20 protein-coding genes and 1 pseudogene are annotated in these 19,045 nt (G+C 39.5%); 19 read left to right on the forward strand and 2 right to left on the reverse strand.

The features are described from left to right. The first annotated feature begins 5 nt into the window (after positions 1 to 5). Positions 6 to 1,082, forward strand: coding sequence for an aspartate-semialdehyde dehydrogenase (locus tag HT717_RS01240; protein ID WP_049522094.1), 1,077 nt, complete (start codon positions 6 to 8; stop codon positions 1,080 to 1,082). Between the two features lie 56 nt (positions 1,083 to 1,138). Then, positions 1,139 to 2,074: a 4-hydroxy-tetrahydrodipicolinate synthase gene (gene dapA / locus HT717_RS01245; protein WP_049539123.1), complete on the forward strand. Its 936-nt coding sequence runs from the start codon at positions 1,139 to 1,141 to the stop codon at positions 2,072 to 2,074. A gap of 41 nt (positions 2,075 to 2,115) precedes the next feature. Here dapA and mnmE read toward each other — a convergent pair whose 3' ends face one another. Together mnmE and HT717_RS01255 are read right to left on the reverse strand one after the other, a co-directional pair. Further along, positions 2,116 to 3,489, reverse strand: a complete 1,374-nt coding sequence (mnmE, locus tag HT717_RS01250) for a tRNA uridine-5-carboxymethylaminomethyl(34) synthesis GTPase MnmE (protein WP_049539125.1) — start codon at positions 3,487 to 3,489, stop codon at positions 2,116 to 2,118. A 131-nt stretch (positions 3,490 to 3,620) separates the two neighbouring features. Further along, positions 3,621 to 3,803 carry a 4-oxalocrotonate tautomerase gene (locus HT717_RS01255; RefSeq protein ID WP_001117401.1) on the reverse strand — a complete coding sequence of 61 codons (183 nt, stop codon included), beginning with the start codon at positions 3,801 to 3,803 and terminating at the stop codon, positions 3,621 to 3,623. Positions 3,804 to 3,925: 122 nt separating this feature from the next. Here HT717_RS01255 and HT717_RS01260 point away from each other — a divergent pair, with 122 nt between their 5' ends. The 17 genes and pseudogenes from HT717_RS01260 (at position 3,926) to HT717_RS01340 (ending at position 19,007) form a co-directional block, all read left to right on the forward strand. Beyond that, positions 3,926 to 4,525: a thymidine kinase gene (locus tag HT717_RS01260; RefSeq protein WP_049539127.1), complete on the forward strand. Its 600-nt coding sequence runs from the start codon at positions 3,926 to 3,928 to the stop codon at positions 4,523 to 4,525. Next, positions 4,515 to 4,994: a GNAT family N-acetyltransferase gene (locus HT717_RS01265; RefSeq protein ID WP_049539129.1), complete on the forward strand. Its 480-nt coding sequence runs from the start codon at positions 4,515 to 4,517 to the stop codon at positions 4,992 to 4,994. Before HT717_RS01260 ends, HT717_RS01265 begins: the two co-directional genes overlap by 11 nt. A gap of 9 nt (positions 4,995 to 5,003) precedes the next feature. Next, positions 5,004 to 6,083 (forward strand): peptide chain release factor 1, encoded by a 1,080-nt coding sequence (prfA, locus tag HT717_RS01270; protein ID WP_001028815.1) that lies wholly within the window; start codon positions 5,004 to 5,006, stop codon positions 6,081 to 6,083. After that, positions 6,083 to 6,919 carry a peptide chain release factor N(5)-glutamine methyltransferase gene (gene prmC / locus HT717_RS01275; protein WP_049539130.1) on the forward strand — a complete coding sequence of 279 codons (837 nt, stop codon included), beginning with the start codon at positions 6,083 to 6,085 and terminating at the stop codon, positions 6,917 to 6,919. Before prfA ends, prmC begins: the two co-directional genes overlap by 1 nt. Continuing rightward, positions 6,903 to 7,505, forward strand: a complete 603-nt coding sequence (locus HT717_RS01280; RefSeq protein WP_049539132.1) for an L-threonylcarbamoyladenylate synthase — start codon at positions 6,903 to 6,905, stop codon at positions 7,503 to 7,505. Before prmC ends, HT717_RS01280 begins: the two co-directional genes overlap by 17 nt. 1 nt (position 7,506) lies before the next feature. After that, the gene (locus HT717_RS01285) at positions 7,507 to 7,938 is read left to right on the forward strand and encodes a GNAT family N-acetyltransferase (RefSeq protein ID WP_049539133.1); all 432 of its coding nucleotides are present in this window, start codon (positions 7,507 to 7,509) and stop codon (positions 7,936 to 7,938) included. Between the two features lie 49 nt (positions 7,939 to 7,987). Next, entirely contained in the window at positions 7,988 to 9,244 is a 1,257-nt protein-coding gene (glyA, locus tag HT717_RS01290; RefSeq protein WP_049539135.1) for a serine hydroxymethyltransferase, read from the forward strand. Between the two features lie 7 nt (positions 9,245 to 9,251). Continuing rightward, entirely contained in the window at positions 9,252 to 10,226 is a 975-nt protein-coding gene (locus HT717_RS01295; protein ID WP_049522102.1) for a nucleoid-associated protein, read from the forward strand. Further along, positions 10,226 to 10,840 (forward strand): cell wall hydrolase Pmp23, encoded by a 615-nt coding sequence (gene pmp23 / locus HT717_RS01300; protein WP_049539138.1) that lies wholly within the window; start codon positions 10,226 to 10,228, stop codon positions 10,838 to 10,840. Before HT717_RS01295 ends, pmp23 begins: the two co-directional genes overlap by 1 nt. Positions 10,841 to 10,913: 73 nt before the next feature. Beyond that, the gene (locus HT717_RS01305; RefSeq protein ID WP_049539140.1) at positions 10,914 to 11,888 is read left to right on the forward strand and encodes a DUF1002 domain-containing protein; all 975 of its coding nucleotides are present in this window, start codon (positions 10,914 to 10,916) and stop codon (positions 11,886 to 11,888) included. A gap of 73 nt (positions 11,889 to 11,961) precedes the next feature. Continuing rightward, positions 11,962 to 13,317: a 23S rRNA (uracil(1939)-C(5))-methyltransferase RlmD gene (gene rlmD / locus HT717_RS01310; RefSeq protein WP_173304183.1), complete on the forward strand. Its 1,356-nt coding sequence runs from the start codon at positions 11,962 to 11,964 to the stop codon at positions 13,315 to 13,317. 32 nt (positions 13,318 to 13,349) lie between these two features. Next, positions 13,350 to 14,093: a CPBP family intramembrane glutamic endopeptidase gene (locus tag HT717_RS01315; protein WP_140832762.1), complete on the forward strand. Its 744-nt coding sequence runs from the start codon at positions 13,350 to 13,352 to the stop codon at positions 14,091 to 14,093. A gap of 287 nt (positions 14,094 to 14,380) precedes the next feature. After that, entirely contained in the window at positions 14,381 to 15,187 is an 807-nt protein-coding gene (locus HT717_RS01320) for an alpha/beta hydrolase (protein WP_173267913.1), read from the forward strand. Between the two features lie 11 nt (positions 15,188 to 15,198). After that, positions 15,199 to 15,311: pseudogene (locus HT717_RS01325) on the forward strand (ADP-ribosylglycohydrolase); the annotation flags it as partial. A gap of 51 nt (positions 15,312 to 15,362) precedes the next feature. After that, complete coding sequence (locus HT717_RS01330) at positions 15,363 to 15,980, forward strand: SAP domain-containing protein (RefSeq protein WP_173304185.1); 618 nt, start codon at positions 15,363 to 15,365, stop codon at positions 15,978 to 15,980. Between the two features lie 235 nt (positions 15,981 to 16,215). After that, positions 16,216 to 17,100, forward strand: coding sequence for a diacylglycerol kinase family protein (locus HT717_RS01335; RefSeq protein ID WP_173304187.1), 885 nt, complete (start codon positions 16,216 to 16,218; stop codon positions 17,098 to 17,100). 164 nt (positions 17,101 to 17,264) lie between these two features. Continuing rightward, on the forward strand, positions 17,265 to 19,007 hold the full coding sequence (locus tag HT717_RS01340; RefSeq protein ID WP_153226181.1) for a glycoside hydrolase family 13 protein: 1,743 nt from the start codon (positions 17,265 to 17,267) through the stop codon (positions 19,005 to 19,007). Positions 19,008 to 19,045 lie beyond the last annotated feature (38 nt).

Below are 19,045 nucleotides of genomic sequence, written 5' to 3' on the forward strand. Positions count from 1 at the left end.
TACTTATGGGATATACAGTTGCTGTAGTCGGCGCGACAGGTGCTGTCGGTGCTCAGATGATAAAAATGTTGGAAGAATCAACACTTCCAATCGATAAAATTCGTTTACTTGCTTCTGCACGTTCAGCGGGCAAGACTTTGAAATTTAAAGACCAAGATATTACGATTGAAGAAACGACTGAAACTGCTTTTGAAGGAGTTGATATTGCTCTCTTTTCAGCAGGTGGTTCTACATCAGCTAAGTATGCACCATATGCAGTTAAAGCTGGAGCGGTAGTAGTTGATAATACATCTTACTTCCGTCAAAATCCAGACGTTCCTTTGGTTGTTCCAGAGGTCAATGCTCACGCACTTGATGCCCACAACGGGATTATTGCTTGCCCTAACTGTTCAACAATCCAAATGATGGTGGCTCTTGAGCCAGTTCGCCAAAAATGGGGCTTGGACCGTATCATCGTTTCAACTTACCAAGCAGTTTCAGGTGCTGGTATGGGAGCGATTCTTGAGACACAACGTGAACTTCGTGAAGTCTTGAATGATGGAGTGAAACCACGTGATTTACACGCAGAAATTTTGCCTTCAGGTGGTGACAAGAAACATTATCCTATCGCCTTTAACGCTCTTCCACAAATTGATGTCTTCACAGACAATGATTATACTTACGAAGAGATGAAGATGACTAAGGAAACTAAGAAAATCATGGAAGATGATAGCATTGCAGTATCTGCAACATGTGTGCGTATTCCAGTCTTGTCAGCTCACTCTGAGTCAGTTTATATCGAAACAAAAGAAGTGGCTCCAATTGAAGAAGTCAAAGCAGCTATCGCAGTCTTCCCAGGTGCTGTTCTTGAAGATGATGTAGCTCATCAAATCTATCCGCAAGCCATCAATGCAGTTGGTTCACGTGATACCTTTGTTGGTCGTATCCGTAAAGACTTGGATGCAGAAAAAGGAATTCACATGTGGGTTGTTTCAGATAACCTTCTCAAAGGTGCTGCTTGGAACTCAGTTCAGATTGCAGAAACTCTTCATGAACGTGGATTGGTTCGTCCAACGGCCGAATTGAAATTTGAATTAAAATAGTAATATCGTTTAGGAGTTCAGATGAACTCCTTCTTTGAAATAGAGAGGTGTTTCTCATGTCTTATCAAGATTTAAAAGAGTGTAAAATCATCACAGCATTCATTACTCCTTTTCATGATGATGGTTCTATCAATTTTGATGCTATTCCAGCCTTGATTGAGCATTTGCTGGCTCATCACACGGATGGAATTCTTCTTGCTGGTACGACAGCTGAAAGTCCTACCTTGACTCACGATGAAGAGTTGGAGATTTTTACTGCTGTACAAAAAGTTGTTAATGGTCGGGTACCGCTTATTGCTGGTATCGGTACCAATGATACTCGTGATTCAATCGAGTTTGTAAAAGAAGTAGCAGAGTTTGGTGGTTTTGCAGCTGGACTTGCTATCGTACCTTACTACAACAAACCTTCTCAAGAAGGAATGTACCAGCACTTTAAAGCAATTGCAGATGCTTCGGACCTACCGATTATTATCTATAACATTCCAGGACGTGTGGTTGTCGAATTGACTCCAGAAACCATGCTTCGCTTGGCTGACCATCCAAATATCATTGGAGTCAAAGAATGTACTAGCTTGGCCAATATGGCTTACTTGATCGAGCACAAGCCAGAAGAGTTCTTGGTCTATACTGGTGAGGATGGAGATGCTTTCCATGCCATGAACCTTGGTGCGGACGGGGTTATTTCTGTTGCATCCCATACAAATGGGGATGAGATGCATGAGATGTTCACTGCCATTTCGGAAAGTGATATGAAGAAAGCAGCGGCTATTCAGCGTAAATTCATTCCTAAAGTCAATGCCCTCTTCTCTTATCCAAGTCCTGCTCCTGTTAAGGCAGTTCTGAACTATATGGGATTTGAAGCTGGACCAACTCGTCTACCTCTTGTTCCAGCACCAGAAGAAGATGCAAAACGCATTATCAAGGTTGTCGTAGATGGCGACTACGAAGCAACTAAGGCAACTGTAACAGGTGTTTTAAGACCAGATTACTAATAAGACAATAAAATCCATGACCGAATGATCATGGATTTTTCTTATTTTCCTAAACAGAATTGGCTAAAGAGTTGGGTGATGAGTTCATCTGGAGTAGCATCTCCTGTGATTTCACCGAGAATTTCCCAAGTACGAGTCAAATCAACTTGAAGCAAATCAACTGGCATCCCCAGTTCAAGACCTTGGTTAACAGCTTGTAGGCTTTCAACTGCCTTTTCAATTAGGGAAATGTGACGAGCATTGGATAGATAAGTAGCATCTTGTTCAACCAAACCAGCATTTTCAAAGAAGAGATTGTTGATGCGCTCTTCGATCTTATCGATGTTTTGATTTTTAAGAACTGAAATGCGGATGACATCTTCTGGAAGTTCTGAAGTTTCAATCGCTTCAGGCAGGTCAGTTTTATTAAGTAGAATAATGCGATTAGTATCTTGGCTGATTTCTAAGAGTTGACGATCTTGGGCGGTCAGTGGTTCACTGGCATTTAATACTAGTAGTACCAAGTCAGCTTCTTTGAGGGCTTTTTTCGAACGCTCAACACCGATTTGTTCTACAATGTCATCTGTTTCACGAATACCGGCTGTATCAATCAATTTGAGAGGTACCCCATTGATGTTGACGTATTCTTCGATGACATCACGGGTGGTACCTGCGATGTCGGTTACGATAGCCTTATCTTCACGCAAGAGGTTGTTGAGCAGGCTAGATTTTCCAACGTTGGGACGGCCGATGATAGCAGTGGAAATTCCTTCACGGAGGATTTTGCCGCGACGGGCTGTCCTAAGGAGATTAGTTAGCAATTGCTCAAACTCCATAGTCTTTTCACGGACAACAGCAGTAGTAGCTTCCTCAACATCATCATACTCAGGATAGTCGATATTGACCTCAACTTGGGCAAGTGTATTGAGGATTTCTTGACGGGTATTGTTAATCAGGTCAGAAAGGGAGCCATCTAGTTGTTTGACAGCAATGTTCATAGCCTTATCAGTCTTGGCACGGATGATATCCATTACCGCCTCAGCCTGTGTCAAGTCCACACGTCCGTTTAGAAAGGCCCGTTTAGTAAATTCACCAGGTTCTGCCAACCGAGCTCCTTCACGAATAGCTAGCTGGAGAATTTCATTGGTCACCGCAATCCCACCGTGGGTGTTAATCTCGATAATATCCTCACGAGTGAAGGTTTTTGGAGACTTCATAGCCCCAATCATAACCTCGTCCATGACCTTACCAGTTTGAGGGTCAACGATGTGACCGTAGTTAAGAGTGTGGCTAGCAACCTTGTTCAGGTCTTTTCCTTTAAAAATTTTCTGTGCAATAGCAAAACTTTCTGTTCCGCTCAAGCGGACAATACCAATAGCCCCTTCACCTAGTGGAGTAGAGATAGCAGCGATGGTATCAAATTCACGTGTAATCATAATGTTTCCTTTAATAGCTCTTTTCTTGGAATACTCCAAGTTTCTTTTCAAATTGTAACAAATTTAGACTATTTCTTCAATGGATGCTACTTGGAGATTGAAAAAGCCTAAGCATTTCTGCTTAAGCTAGCTTATTTGGTGCGCATTTCTCCTTGTGGGAAGTAAGTTCCTTCTGGCATGTCATTGATGATGACATGGACAGCAGATTGAGGTGCTCCAGTGTTGCGGACAACCGCTTCCGTTACTTCCTTAGCAAGAGCTTTCTTTTGCTCGAGCGTGCGTCCTTCAAATAAATCGATGCGTACAAATGGCATAATGGCTTCCTCCACTAGTTTTGATTTCTTCTATTTTACCACATTTTGCCGTTTAAAGCTTAAGAAAATTATGATATACTAGAATGTAGCAAAAATTTAGAAATGGACGTGAAGCAAGAAACATGGCACAGTTGTATTATCGTTATGGGACTATGAACTCTGGTAAGACCATTGAGATTCTCAAGGTGGCCTATAACTATGAGGAGCAAGGAAAAGGTGTTGTCATTATGACCTCGGCTCTGGATACGCGTGACGGTGTTGGCTATGTGTCGAGTCGAATTGGCATGAAACGCCCTGCCCTTGCGATTGAGGAAACGACAGATATCTTTGGCTATATCCGAGACTTACCAGAAAAGCCTTACTGTGTTTTGGTCGATGAAGCCCAGTTTCTCAAGCGTCACCATGTTTACGACCTAGCTCGTGTTGTGGACGAGTTAGACATACCGGTCATGGCTTTTGGTTTGAAAAATGACTTTCGTAACGAACTGTTCGAAGGTTCCAAATATCTCTTGCTTTTAGCAGACAAGATTGACGAAATCAAGACCATTTGTCAGTATTGCAAGAAAAAGGCGATTATGGTGTTGCGTACACAGGATGGTCTACCCGTTTATGATGGTGAGCAGATCCAGATTGGTGGCAATGAAACCTATATCTCGGTTTGCCGTAAACATTATTTTGCACCAATGATATCATCTAATAAGGAGCAAAACTATGACAATTGAACTAAGAGATGTTACAATGGGAAATTATTTTGATGTTTTGAATTTGGATGTCAAGGAATATCAAAAACAATTCATTGCAACCAACGCGATTAGTTTAGCTGAAGCATATGTCTACACTAAAAATGGAGATTTTGTAGCTCCATTGGCAGTTTATGATAATGATGCAATTATAGGTTTTGTGATGATAGCTTATGATAAAAAGATCGGAATTAGTAGTGGGAATTATTTACTATTTCGTTTTATGATTGATAAGAATTTTCAAAATCAAGGATATTTTAAACCAATTATGGATAAAGTGCTAGACTATGTTCGGACAGCGCAAGCAGGTTTAGGCAATAAACTTTGGTTGTCTTATGAGCCAGAAAATGAACATGCAAGATTTTGTTACCTCAGTTATGGATTCAAAGAAACTGGGGAAATATCCGAGAACGAAGTAGTAGCAATCTATGATCTAACAATTGAGAAATAAGGAGAAAAAATGAATATCTATGATCAACTACAAGCTGTAGAAGACCGTTATGAAGAATTAGGAGAATTGCTGAGTGACCCTGATGTCGTTTCAGACACCAAGCGTTTTATGGAGCTTTCAAAAGAAGAGGCTTCAACTCGTGATACGGTAACAGCCTACCGTGAGTACAAACAAGTCCTTCAAAACATCGTTGATGCCGAAGAGATGATTAAGGAATCAGGCGGAGATGCGGACTTGGAAGAAATGGCCAAGCAAGAGCTCAAAGATGCCAAGGCTGAAAAAGAAGAATACGAAGAAAAACTAAAAATCTTGCTCCTTCCAAAGGATCCAAACGATGATAAGAACATCATCCTTGAAATCCGTGGAGCAGCTGGTGGTGACGAAGCAGCACTTTTCGCTGGGGATTTGCTAACCATGTACCAAAAGTATGCGGAAGCCCAAGGATGGCGCTTTGAAGTCATGGAAGCCTCTATGAATGGTGTCGGTGGTTTCAAAGAAGTGGTTGCTATGGTTTCGGGTCAATCTGTATATTCTAAGCTTAAGTACGAATCAGGTGCCCACCGAGTGCAACGTGTTCCTGTGACAGAAAGCCAAGGTCGCGTACATACTTCGACAGCGACAGTTCTTGTCATGCCTGAAGTGGAAGAAGTAGAATACGATATTGATCCAAAAGACCTTCGTGTTGATATCTACCACGCATCTGGTGCTGGTGGACAGAACGTCAATAAGGTTGCGACTGCCGTTCGTATCGTTCACTTACCAACCAATATCAAGGTTGAGATGCAGGAAGAACGTACCCAGCAGAAAAACCGTGAGAAGGCTATGAAGATTATTCGTGCGCGTGTTGCTGACCACTTCGCACAAATTGCTCAGGATGAACAAGACGCTGAGCGTAAGTCGACAATTGGTACTGGTGACCGTTCAGAACGTATCCGTACCTATAACTTCCCACAAAATCGTGTCACAGATCACCGTATCGGCTTGACTCTCCAAAAACTAGATACCATCTTGTCTGGAAAATTGGATGAAGTTGTGGATGCCTTGGTGCTCTATGACCAAACACAAAAATTAGAAGAATTAAACAAATAATGAAATTAGCTCAATTATTTTCAGATTTTGAAGAAGAGTTGATAAGACAAGGAGAGGAAGCAGAAAGCCTCTCTTTTGTCTATCGAAGCCTGAAAAATCTATCTTTTACGGATTTTGTCTTTGCTCTTCAGCAGGAAGTGATGGAAGAGGAAGAAGTTTTTGTTAAAGGAATTTTCCAACAGTTAGCAGCTCACAAGCCAGCTCAGTATATCATTGGACAGGCAGATTTTTATGGAATGCCGTTAAAAGTTGATGAACGGGTTTTGATTCCTCGTCCAGAAACAGAAGAGTTGGTTGAACTTATCCTTGCCGAAAATCCTGAGGCGAATCTTTCAGTTCTGGATATCGGAACAGGTAGTGGAGCTATTGCTCTTGCCTTAGCAAAAAACAGACAAGATTGGTCAGTAACAGCAGCGGATATTTCCCAAGATGCTTTAGATTTAGCTAGCGAAAATGCTAAAAATCAAAAACTTAATATATTTTTTAAAAAATCTGATTGTTTTGCAGAAATTTCTGAAAAATATGATATAATTGTATCCAATCCACCCTATATCTCTCGTGAAGATGAGTCAGAGGTTGGCTTGAATGTTTTTAATTCGGAGCCTCATCTAGCTCTCTTTGCAGACGAGGATGGCCTAGCTATTTACCGTAGAATTGCGGAAGATGCAACATACTATCTCAAAGATGGTGGTAAGATTTACCTTGAAATTGGATACAAGCAAGGTCAAAGTGTTCCCGAACTTTTTAGGAAATATCTTCCTGAAAAGCGAGTACGAACACTCAAGGACCAATTTGGTCAAGATAGGATGGTCGTGGTTGATGATGGACAGAATTAGACAAGAGTTAGAAAATGGTGGAGCTGTCGTTCTACCTACAGAGACGGTTTATGGTCTTTTTGCCAAGGCGCTAGATGAAAAAGCAGTTGACCATGTTTACCAACTCAAACGTCGCCCTAGAGATAAGGCACTTAATCTAAATATCGCCTCTCTAGAGGACATCTTGCACTTTTCAAAGAATCAGCCAACTTATCTACAAAAACTTGTAGAGACCTTTTTACCGGGTCCCTTGACCATTATTCTCGAAGCCAATGACCGAGTTCCCTATTGGGTCAATTCTGGTCTCGCGACTGTTGGATTTCGGATGCCCAGTCACCCCATTACACTAGATTTGATTAGAGAGACGGGGCCCTTGATTGGACCGTCTGCCAATATCTCAGGTCAGGCAAGTGGCGTAACCTTTGATCAGATTCTAGAGGATTTTGATCAAGAGGTTTTGGGTCTTGAAGACGATGCTTTTCTGACTGGACAGGATTCGACTATTTTGGATTTGTCTGGAGACAAGGGGAAAATCTTACGCCAGGGGACGATTAAGCGAGAAGACATTCTTGCACAGTTGCCAGAGATTTCTTTTGAGGAGGAATGAGATGCTAAGAGATTTACAAGAAACAGATGTGAATGCTATATGTGAGATTAACCAAGAGGCTTTGGGCTATTCTTTTAATCTAGAGGACACAGCTAGTCAACTAGCTAGATTATCTCAGGATTCACATCATTTCCTACTTGGTTATGAGGATGAGGCTAGTCATGTACTACTTGGATATGTCCATGCTGAGGTCTATGAATCCCTCTATTCCAAAGCAGGCTTTAATATCTTAGGGTTAGCGGTGTCTCCTCAAGCACAAGGGCGAGGTATCGGTAAAAGCTTACTGCAAGGGGTGGAGGAAGAAGCAAAAAGACGTGGTTATGAGTTTATCCGATTAAACTCTGCCGATCATCGTCTGGGAGCTCATGCATTTTATGAAAAAGTTGGTTATACTTGTGATAAAATGCAGAAACGGTTTATTCGCATCTTTTAGTTTATTTTCTTAGACTAAAGGACCTGTCACACAATAAAGGAGAAGACCTATGATTTTTGACAAAGATGATTTTAAAGCATACGATGCTGATCTATGGAATGCTATTGCCAAAGAAGAAGAACGCCAACAAAACAACATCGAGTTGATTGCTTCGGAAAACGTTGTTTCCAAGGCTGTTATGGCGGCTCAAGGGTCTATCTTGACGAATAAATACGCCGAAGGTTACCCAGGCCGTCGTTATTATGGTGGAACTGATGTGGTAGACGTTGTAGAGACTCTAGCTATTGAACGTGCAAAAGAAATTTTCGGCGCTAAATTCGCTAATGTCCAACCTCACTCAGGAAGCCAAGCCAACTGTGCGGCTTACATGGCCTTGATTGAGCCAGGTGATACCGTTATGGGGATGGATTTGGCAGCAGGTGGTCACTTGACCCACGGAGCTCCAGTTAGCTTCTCTGGTCAAACTTATAACTTTGTGTCTTATAGTGTTGACCCTGAAACGGAGCTCTTGGATTTTGATGCTATCTTGAAACAAGCTCAAGAAGTGAAACCCAAATTGATTGTAGCAGGTGCTTCAGCCTATTCTCAAATTATTGACTTCTCAAAATTCCGTGAAATCGCAGATGCTGTTGGGGCTAAGCTTATGGTCGATATGGCCCATATCGCTGGTTTGGTGGCAGCTGGTCTTCACCCAAGTCCAGTGCCATACGCTCACATCACAACAACAACGACCCACAAAACCCTTCGTGGTCCACGTGGTGGTTTGATTTTGACTAATGATGAAGACCTAGCTAAGAAAATCAATTCAGCTATTTTCCCAGGTATTCAAGGCGGTCCTTTAGAGCATGTTGTTGCAGCTAAGGCAGTTTCATTCAAAGAAGTTTTGGATCCAGCCTTCAAAGAATACGCTACCAATGTTATCAAAAACAGCAAGGCTATGGCAAATGTCTTCTTACAAGATTCTAATTTCCGTATTATTTCTGGAGGAACTGAAAACCACCTTTTCCTAGTGGATGTAACTAAAGTTGTAGAAAATGGTAAAGTTGCTCAAAACTTGCTGGATGAAGTCAATATTACCCTAAATAAAAACTCAATCCCTTACGAAACCTTGTCACCATTCAAGACAAGTGGTATTCGTATCGGATCTGCAGCTATTACTGCACGTGGATTTGGTGAAGAAGAAAGTCGCAAAGTTGCTGAACTCATCATTAAAACCCTTAAGAATGCAGAAAATGAAGCTGTCTTAGAAGAAGTGAGAAGTGAAGTCAAATCATTGACAGATGCCTTCCCATTATACGAGGACTAAAATTTTTATGGACATTTATATTAAGAAAGCCATTATCCATCAGTTCAGTCCGGATGATACCGAGCTGTTCCTAGCGGATAAGTTTCTCAATATCACTCCAAAAATCGAAGAATACCTGCGCAAAAAAATCGAACGTGTGTATTCAGATGAAGCCAAGACTGGGATTTTCGAAGAAGAAAATCCCTTCTTCAATCACATCACAGACGATTTATTGGAGACATCAGTAACACTGGCTAATCTCTGGAAAGAAGAGTTCAGCATTTCTGAAAACCTCAAGACCAATGACTTGATTTTTGTGCAATTTTCTAAAGAAGGCGTGGAACATTTCGCTTTCTTGAGAATTGCCCTGCGTGAGACCCTGACTCACCTCGGAGGAGAAGTTGATAATCCAATCAAGCTAACTCAGAATAACCTGCCTGGATTTGGAACGGGGGCTGATGAGGCCTTGGTGGTTAATCTTCAGAGTCGCAAGTACCATCTGATTGAAAAACGCATCAAGTACAACGGGACTTTCTTGAACTATTTTTCAGAAAATCTTCTTGCTGTCGCCCCTAAGATTTCACCCAAGAAATCCATCAAGGAACTGGAAAAAACAGCCCAGAGAATTGCTGAATCTTTTAACACAGATGATTTTCAATTTCAATCCAAGGTCAAATCTGCAATTTTTAACAATCTAGAAGAAAGCAATGAATTGTCACCTGAAAAATTGGCCAATGATCTTTTTGACAACAATCTGACGGCTCGTTTAAGCTTTATTGACCAAGTCAAAGAAGCCGTACCAGAGCCAGTTCAGTTTGATGAAATTGATGCCAGTCGTCAGCTTAAAAAATTTGAAAACCAAAAACTCTCCTTGTCAAATGGAATTGAGCTCATCGTTCCCAATAATGTTTATCAAGACGCTGAGTCTGTTGAATTTATCCAAAACGACAATGGAACCTACTCTATCTTAATCAAAAATATCGAGGATATCCAAAGTAAATAATGTTTAAACGAATTCGAAGAGTGCTTGTACTAGCAGTCTTCCTTTTTGCTGGCTATAAAGCTTACCGCGTTCACCAAGATGTCAAGCAAGTCATGACCTATCAACCCATGGTGCGAGAAATCTTGAGTGAAAAAGACACCCCAGCAAACGAAGAGCTTGTGCTCGCTATGATTTATACCGAAACAAAAGGAAAAGAAGGCGATGTCATGCAGTCTAGTGAGTCTGCAAGTGGTTCCACCAATACCATCAATGATAATGCCTCTAGCATTCGACAAGGTGTGCAAACTCTGACAGACAATCTCTATCTGGCCCAGAAGAAGGATGTTGATGTCTGGACGGCTGTGCAAGCCTATAATTTTGGTCCCGCCTATATTGATTATATCGCTCAAAATGGTAAGGAAAATACCCTAGCTCTGGCTAAACAGTACTCCCGTGATACTGTTGCTCCCTTGCTTGGCAATACCACTGGAAAGACTTATAGTTATATTCACCCCATTTCTATTTTTCACGGTGCTGAACTTTACGTAAATGGAGGAAACTATTACTATTCTAGACAGGTGCAACTCAACCTTTACATCATCAAATGTTTCACTCTCTTTTCAACATCTGGCTAGTCCAGGTGTTTTTGTTATAAGTTTTCTTTAAGATAGATATATTACTCTAGAGAGGTAAAGGAGGAAATTCCCCATGAGAAAGAAACTCTTTCTGACCAGTGCTGCGGTCTTGTGGGCAGTAACAGCTATGAGTAGCGCCCATGCAGCAACAGATGTGCAAAAAGTTATCGATGAAACCTATGTTCAACCTGAATATGTCCTAGGTTCATCATTGTCTGAAGACCAAAAAAATCAAACCCTTAAGAAATTAGGCTACAATTCCTCAACAGATACCAAAGAACTCAAGACCATGACACCTGATGTCTATTCTAAAATCATGAATGTGGCAAATGACTCTAGCTTACAGTTGTATTCATCAGCTAAGATTCAAAAACTAGGTGACAAGTCTCCACTTGAGGTCAAGATTGAAACACCAGAAAATATCACTAAGGTGACTCAGGATATGTACCGAAATGCAGCAGTAACTCTGGGTGTGGAACACGCCAAAATCATTGTAGCAGCACCCATTCCCGTTACAGGTGAGAGTGCTTTAGCAGGGATTTACTATTCGCTAGAGGCTAATGGAGCCAAGGTGCCGCAAGCCAATAAAGACTTGGCTCAAGAGGAGCTAAAGGCTTTGTCAGATATCAATGCTGAGAACAAGGACAAATCAGGCTATGATGCTAATAAATTAAACGTTGCTTTAGCAGATATTAAGTCAGGACTCGCCAAAGCTAAAGAAAGTAAGGGAAATCTGACGGAAGAAGATGTCCGTAAAATTGTTGAAGATACCTTGAAAAATTACAAACTGGATCAGGTTATAACAGGAAACCAGATCAATATCATCATCAATTTTGCTTTGAATCTCTCAAAGAGTGATATCCTCAGCAATACAGACTTCACTAAAACCCTAAATGACCTTAAACAAAGCATCGTATCACAAGCTGGCGACAGTTTTAAAAATATCAACCTTAACTTTGATGCGGATAAGGCGCTGGAGGACGGGGGTAACTTCTTAAGTTCCCTCTGGCAAGCCATAGTCAACTTCTTCAAGAGTTTTGGTTCTTAAGAAAAATCATGGTATAATAGATGGTAACCGTAACGTTGCCGTCTTTTTTGTCGGCCAATAGAAAGAGAAGAGAATGTTAAAGAAAAATGATATTGTAGAAGTTGAAATTGTTGATTTGACCCACGAAGGTGCAGGGGTGGCCAAGGTGGATGGTTTGGTATTTTTTGTCGAGAATGCTTTACCAAGTGAAAAAATCCTCATGCGAGTTCTCAAGGTCAATAAAAAGATTGGTTTTGGGAAGGTTGAAGAATACCTTGTCCAGTCGCCACACCGTAATCAAGATCTAGATTTGGCTTACCTGCGTTCAGGAATCGCGGATTTGGGTCATCTTGCCTACCCAGAACAGCTCAAATTTAAAACCAAGCAAGTCAAGGACAGTCTCTACAAGATTGCTGGGATTGCTGATGTAGAGGTTGCTGAAACGCTTGGCATGGAAAATCCAGTCAAGTACCGCAATAAGGCTCAGGTGCCTGTTCGTCGTGTTAATGGTGTTTTGGAAACAGGATTTTTCCGTAAGAATTCCCATGACCTCATGCCACTTGAAGATTTCTTTATCCAAGATCCTGTGATTGATGAGGTAGTGGTAACCCTACGTGACTTGCTCCGTCGTTATGATTTGAAACCTTATGACGAAAAGGAACAAGCTGGCTTGGTTCGGAACCTTGTGGTGCGTCGTGGCCACTACTCAGGACAAATCATGGTTATTTTGGTAACAACTCGTCCCAAAGTTTTCCGAGTGGAGCAATTAATTGACCAACTAATCAAGCAGTTCCCAGAGATTGTGTCTGTTATGCAAAATATCAACGACCAGAACACCAATGCGATTTTTGGCAAGGAGTGGAAAACTCTTTATGGTCAAGACTATATTACCGACCAAATGTTGGGAAATGACTACCAAATCGCTGGTCCCGCTTTTTACCAAGTCAATACTGAAATGGCTGAAAAACTTTATCAAACAGCCATTGACTTTGCGGAGTTAAAAGAAGATAATGTGGTCATTGATGCCTATTCCGGTATAGGAACGATTGGATTATCCGTTGCAAAGCATGTCAAAGAAGTCTACGGTGTTGAAGTGATTTCAGAAGCGGTTGAGAATAGCAAGAAGAATGCTCAACTGAACAATATTTCAAACGCCCACTATGTCTGTGACACAGCTGAAAATGCTATGAAAAATTGGCTCAAGGATGGGATTCAACCAAGTCTTATCCTAGTGGACCCACCAAGAAAAGGACTCACAGAAAGCTTTATCAAGGCAAGCAGTCAAACAGGAGCAGACCGCATCGCCTATATCTCATGTAATGTCGCAACCATGGCGCGTGATATCAAACTTTACCAAGAATTGGGATATGAATTGAAGAAAGTCCAGCCGGTGGATCTTTTTCCGCAGACGCACCACGTAGAATGTGTTACTTTGCTAGTAAAATCCTAGAAACCTTGGAATGAATCAATAAGGAAGATAAAATGACAGAAATTGACAAAAAAAATTTAAAAAATTATCTTTATTGTACATTTGGAATTACTTATATAGCTTGGGTGCTTCTTGCCATATTTACTCAATCTCATATTTTGGGATTAGAAACATTTATAGGGAGAATGTTACATATAGTAGGTGCACTTGGTCCAGCTATTGCAAGTGGCTTTTATTTGAAAAGGAATAATATAAAATTTAAACATTTTGTATTTAATAAAAGAAAAAACAGTAGTATTTATTTCATTATTCATTTGTTAGCAATTTTGATACTATTTTCTGTATCTTCCTTAGAATTAAATGGAGTATCAATTTATCTGATGCCTTTATTCTTTATACAACTAATTTTTTTTGGTGGTGGACATGAAGAATTAGGATGGAGAGGAATATTACAGCTATTACTTGATAAAAAATATACTTATTGGCAATCTAATTTGATGGTAGGATCAATTTGGGGAATGTGGCATCTGCCTTTATGGTTTATAGTTGGAGAAAGTCATCAAGGATTTCCTTTTATTTTATTTTTTATATATACATTATTTTTAAGTTTTGTTTTAGGGCTTCTTTACCGTCAAACGAAATCTGTGGGATACTGTATATTATTTCATGCGTTTGCAAATTTGTTAAATCTCTATTTTGTGTTAAAAATTAATGTTATTTTTATTATCATTTTTATTGGTTATTTTATTTATACTATATTGGCGAGTAATAGGATTAGTAAGGAAACAACATTTTAAAATTTAGATCAGCATATCCATTATTGAAGGTAATAATCGGTCTATCTAGATAATCGATTTTAAAGAATTTTCTGTTGTAATTTCAAGTGGAATGATGAATGTCGTTTCTTTTGGAACTGGCGAAAATCTTTCCGTTCCACAGTATCATTTTAAAATGATTTTTCATTGCCTTTTGTTTATTAATATAAAAGAAGAATATTAACACACGTTGAGGCGGTATCACTGCTTATTCAAACTGATTAAACAAGGATGTAGCTAGTGAAAATCCTACAGTAAGGAGTTTAAACATGAAATTCCATGAATTTGGGGATAAGAATTTACCTCCTATCTTACTAATACACGGTGGCGGCAGTTCTTGGTGGAATTATCTTCGTCAAGCACGTATCTTGTCAGAAAAATACCGTATTATTCTACCCACTTTGAATGGCCACGGCGAGGAATATCAACTTGATTATGTTTCTACTGAAGATTCGGCTTTGGAGATTCTAGACTATATCAAAGCAAACTGTGGTGGGAAATTGTTTGCAATCGGTGGTGTTTCACTTGGTGGTCAAATTGCCATGGAGCTTTTATCTTTAGATAGTGAAATTGCTGAGAAGGCCATTATAGACGGAAGCCTCTGTATTCCTCAACCAAGGTTAGCTAAAATCAGCATCTTTCTAGTGTCTCTATTTGGTAAATTGATGTTCAATAAATTCTCTTGCAAACTTCAGTTAAGCATGATGAATAAACTCTATCCTAAACTGGCTTATCCAGAGGAAATAAAAGCTTATTATTTGGAGGATCTGCCAAGGACGCCTGTCAAAACATTGGTGACCATTTACAAAACCTATATGGGACATTACAGGTTGAAAGATATGATTTCTGCTAGCAAGGCTCAGGTTCTGTATATCTATGGTGAAAAAGAATTGAACTGTGTGAAAGAATCAGCGAAATTATTTCATCAGCTACATTCAAATACAATTTTGTATGAAGCAAAGGGCTATAACCACGGCTATTTATCAGCTTACCTACCTTATGAGTGGATTTATTTGGTGGTGCCATTTTTAAAGAGTGATTCATTAGAAATGTTTAACGAATCTGATATGCCATAAGGAGGAAACGGATGCTAGGAGCAATAATTGGAGACATTGTAAACTCTGTTTACGAATGGAACAATATCAAAACGAAGGATTTTCCTTTATTTCTTGAGGATTGTTTTTCACGGATGATACGGTAAGTCCGCTATTTTGAGATGACAATCTAAATTGGTTTTAAGGAGGTGTTATATTGATAGAAAGCAGGCCTGAGTTTGATAAAATCGCATCCTTTGATGAGTTCAATAAATACTACTGGTATCGTGATGAACTTTCACAGATATGCAAGTCATTAGGGCTTGAATATAGAGGTACAAAACAGGAACTTAATGATATTATTGAGCAGTACTTTAAGGGTAATTTGATTAAAAAATCATCAATAAAAAGGAAAAAGAAACGAGTAGAAGTCGTTACCTTAAATACGCCCTTACTTGAATGTGGATTCTCATTTAATGCAGACTTTAGAGAATATTTCTCAACTTTAACAGATGTTTCACCCTTTAAATTTACTGCTGATATGGCTACAGCTTGGAGAAAAGTAAAAAGAGAAAATGATTTAAGTTTTACAATCCAAGATATGCTAAAAGTCTATTATGGAAATTCAGATTATGCCAAGTATGATCATTCGGTTTGTCAATGGAACCAATTTTTAAAGGACTTCTGTGCAGATGAAAATAGTCGTAACTACTCAAACAAGTTAAAAGTAGCTTCTATTCTTTGGAAAGAAGTTAGAAATTCAAAAGCTGAAAAAATTTATTCAAAGAATCTTTTGACTGAATATGCTGATAAAATAAACGAGTATTGTAAGTAGAAATGCCATCTCACTGGCGGCATATGGTATTCCTGACTGGATAAAGGATAAGACCTTTTCTTACTTGAATGAACACTTAAAGGATGTAGTTATACGATGGGAAAATAGAATAAAAGCGTATTAATCTCCAGTACGTCAGATTTCTCTTTTCTGTAATTTCAGTGTATAATAGGGTTACATTTAGTTTTATATAATAAAATATAAAGATTTCTAACGAAGATTAAGGAGAAAATCAATGAAAAAGGCAATGGTAATTATCAACCCCACCTCTGGTGGGGAAAAGGCTTTGGATTACAAAGAAAAACTGGAGAATAAAGCCAAAGAATACTTTGATCACGTGGAAACCAAAATTACTGAAAAAGCGCTGGATGCAACACATTTTGCTGAAGAGGCTTCACGTGAGCAGTACGATGTAGTGGTTGTGTTCGGTGGAGATGGGACTGTCAATGAAGTCATTTCAGGTATTGCTGAGAGAGACTACATTCCTAAGTTAGGGATTATCCCAGGTGGGACGGGTAACCTCATTACGAAACTGTTGGAAATCAATCAAGACATCGATGGCGCGATTGATGAACTCGATTTTAACTTAACCAATAAGATTGATATCGGAAAAGCGAATGACAATTATTTTGGTTATATCTTTAGTATCGGTTCTCTTCCTGAAGCGATTCACAATGTTGAAATCGAGGATAAGACAAAATTCGGTATTTTAGCCTATGCTGTAAATACCATGAAGTCTGTCATGACGGATCAGGTCTTTAACATTAGGGTTGAGACAGAAAATGGAAATTATGTTGGTGAAGCTAGCCATGTTTTGGTTCTCTTGACAAATTACTTCGCTGACAAAAAAATCTTTGAAGAAAACAAGGACGGCTATGCCAATATTTTGATTCTGAAAGATGCGTCTCTATTCTCTAAATTATCCGTCATTCCTGATTTATTGAAAGGCGATGTTGTCGCAAATGATAATATCGAATATATCAAAGCGCGCAATATTAAAATCTCCTCTGATAGTGAATTGGAGTCAGACGTTGACGGCGATAAGTCAGATGACCTACCTGTAGAGATTAAGGTACTGGGCCAACATATTGAAGTATTTTCAAAACCGAAAGAGGAATAGTATATAGATAAAGCCTTTTTGAGGCTTTTTTGTATACTTAAAAAGATAGTTCTTTTAAAAATGGACTATTCTTGCAAATAGTTTACAAAAATAGTATACTGGATTTATTGTTTTTTTGAAAACGTTTGCGTAAAATTTAAATCAAAACTTTAGGAGACAAGTTAATGGAATTAAGTGCTATTTACCATAGGCCAGAGTCTGAGTTTGCCTATCTTTATAAGGATAAGAAACTTCATATTCGGATTCGAACTAAGAAAGGGGACATTAAAAGCATCAACTTGCATTACGGGGACCCTTTTATCTTTATGGAGGAGTTTTATCAAGATACAAAGGAAATGGTCAAGCTGACTTCCGACGCCTTATTTGACTATTGGCATGTTGAAGTTTCTGTTGACTTTGCGCGTATCCAGTATCTCTTTGAAGTCACAGATACAGAAGGCCAGAGCATTTTGTACGGCGATAAAGGCTGCGTGAAAAATTCTATAGAAAATCTTCATGCTATTGGAAATGGATTTAAACTACCTTATATTCATGAGATTGATGCCTGTCAGGTTCCCGACTGGGTTTCAAATACGGTATGGTATCAGATATTCCCTGAAAGATTTGCTAATGGAAATGCTCGATTAAACCCAGAAGGGATTTTAGATTGGGATTCATCTGTCACACCTAAGAGTGATGATTTCTTTGGTGGTGATTTACAGGGGATTATAGACCATCTGGATTATTTGCAAGACCTGGGCATTACTGGACTTTATCTTTGTCCTATCTTTGAATCTACGAGCAATCATAAGTACAATACGACAGATTACTTTGAAATTGACCGTCATTTTGGAGACAAGGAGACATTTCGGGATCTGGTCGAGCAAGCGCATCAGCGAGGTATGAAAATCATGCTGGATGCTGTCTTTAACCATATTGGTTCGCAATCTCCTCAATGGCAAGATGTTGTCCAAAATGGTGAACAGTCTGCTTACAAGGATTGGTTCCATATTCAACAATTCCCAGTGACGACTGAAAAGCTAGCCAATAAGAGAGAGTTACCCTATCATGCTTTTGGTTTCGAGGACTATATGCCTAAGCTAAATACAGCCAATCCAGAGATCAAGGATTATCTTTTAAAGGTTGCGACTTATTGGATTGAAGAGTTTGATATCGATGCTTGGCGTTTGGATGTGGCTAATGAGATTGACCATCAGTTCTGGAAGGATTTTCGCAAGGCAGTTTTAGCTAAAAAGCCTGATCTTTATATTTTAGGAGAAGTCTGGCATACGGCTCAGCCTTGGCTAAATGGAGATGAGTTCCATGCGGTCATGAATTATCCTTTATCTGATAGTATCAAGGACTATTTCTTACGAGGTGTTAAGAAAACGGATCAGTTCACCGATGAAATCAATGGGCAATCTATGTATTACAAGCAGCAGATTTCAGAAGTGATGTTTAATCTTCTAGATTCGCATGATACAGAACGTATTTTGTGGACGGCCAATGAAGACGCTCAACTGGTCAAGTCAGCCTTAGCCTTCCTCTTTTTACAAAAGGGAACACCGTGTATCTATTACGGAACAGAGTTATCCTTGACTGGAGGACCAGACCCAGATTGTCGTCGTTGTATGCCTTGGGAACGTGTATCAAGTGACAATGATATGCTGAACTTTATCAAGAAGCTAATCAAGATTCGCCAACATGCGTCAGCAACCATTCAGCACGGCATGTACAGCCTCCAAGAAATCAAAGCTGATGTACTAACCTTGCAATGGAATTACGATAACCAAGTCCTCAAAGCCATTTTCAACCAATCAAAAGAAGATTATCATTTACAAAAAGAAGCAGTTTCACTAGCAAGCAATTGCCAAGAATTGGAGAATCAGCTTGTCATCTCTCCAAAAGGATTTGTGATTTTTCATTAAAGAGCAATTATGAGCGACAGGAAAATTGTAGTATCGAG

It is taken from the genome of Streptococcus sp. 959, assembly GCF_013277075.1.
GTDB lineage: Bacteria > Bacillota > Bacilli > Lactobacillales > Streptococcaceae > Streptococcus > Streptococcus pseudopneumoniae_C.

Excerpts from the sequence above, each read along its gene's own strand:
- HT717_RS01240 (WP_049522094.1), top strand. The coding sequence starts at position 6 with ATGGGATATACAGTTGCTGTAGTCGGCGCGACAGGTGCTGTCGGTGCT.
- dapA (WP_049539123.1), top strand. The coding sequence starts at position 1,139 with ATGTCTTATCAAGATTTAAAAGAGTGTAAAATCATCACAGCATTCATT.
- mnmE (WP_049539125.1), bottom strand. The coding sequence starts at position 3,489 with ATGATTACACGTGAATTTGATACCATCGCTGCTATCTCTACTCCACTA.
- HT717_RS01255 (WP_001117401.1), bottom strand. The coding sequence starts at position 3,803 with ATGCCATTTGTACGCATCGATTTATTTGAAGGACGCACGCTCGAGCAA.
- HT717_RS01260 (WP_049539127.1), top strand. The coding sequence starts at position 3,926 with ATGGCACAGTTGTATTATCGTTATGGGACTATGAACTCTGGTAAGACC.
- HT717_RS01265 (WP_049539129.1), top strand. The coding sequence starts at position 4,515 with ATGACAATTGAACTAAGAGATGTTACAATGGGAAATTATTTTGATGTT.
- prfA (WP_001028815.1), top strand. The coding sequence starts at position 5,004 with ATGAATATCTATGATCAACTACAAGCTGTAGAAGACCGTTATGAAGAA.
- prmC (WP_049539130.1), top strand. The coding sequence starts at position 6,083 with ATGAAATTAGCTCAATTATTTTCAGATTTTGAAGAAGAGTTGATAAGA.
- HT717_RS01280 (WP_049539132.1), top strand. The coding sequence starts at position 6,903 with ATGATGGACAGAATTAGACAAGAGTTAGAAAATGGTGGAGCTGTCGTT.
- HT717_RS01285 (WP_049539133.1), top strand. The coding sequence starts at position 7,507 with ATGCTAAGAGATTTACAAGAAACAGATGTGAATGCTATATGTGAGATT.
- glyA (WP_049539135.1), top strand. The coding sequence starts at position 7,988 with ATGATTTTTGACAAAGATGATTTTAAAGCATACGATGCTGATCTATGG.
- HT717_RS01295 (WP_049522102.1), top strand. The coding sequence starts at position 9,252 with ATGGACATTTATATTAAGAAAGCCATTATCCATCAGTTCAGTCCGGAT.
- pmp23 (WP_049539138.1), top strand. The coding sequence starts at position 10,226 with ATGTTTAAACGAATTCGAAGAGTGCTTGTACTAGCAGTCTTCCTTTTT.
- HT717_RS01305 (WP_049539140.1), top strand. The coding sequence starts at position 10,914 with ATGAGAAAGAAACTCTTTCTGACCAGTGCTGCGGTCTTGTGGGCAGTA.
- rlmD (WP_173304183.1), top strand. The coding sequence starts at position 11,962 with ATGTTAAAGAAAAATGATATTGTAGAAGTTGAAATTGTTGATTTGACC.
- HT717_RS01315 (WP_140832762.1), top strand. The coding sequence starts at position 13,350 with ATGACAGAAATTGACAAAAAAAATTTAAAAAATTATCTTTATTGTACA.
- HT717_RS01320 (WP_173267913.1), top strand. The coding sequence starts at position 14,381 with ATGAAATTCCATGAATTTGGGGATAAGAATTTACCTCCTATCTTACTA.
- HT717_RS01335 (WP_173304187.1), top strand. The coding sequence starts at position 16,216 with ATGAAAAAGGCAATGGTAATTATCAACCCCACCTCTGGTGGGGAAAAG.
- HT717_RS01340 (WP_153226181.1), top strand. The coding sequence starts at position 17,265 with ATGGAATTAAGTGCTATTTACCATAGGCCAGAGTCTGAGTTTGCCTAT.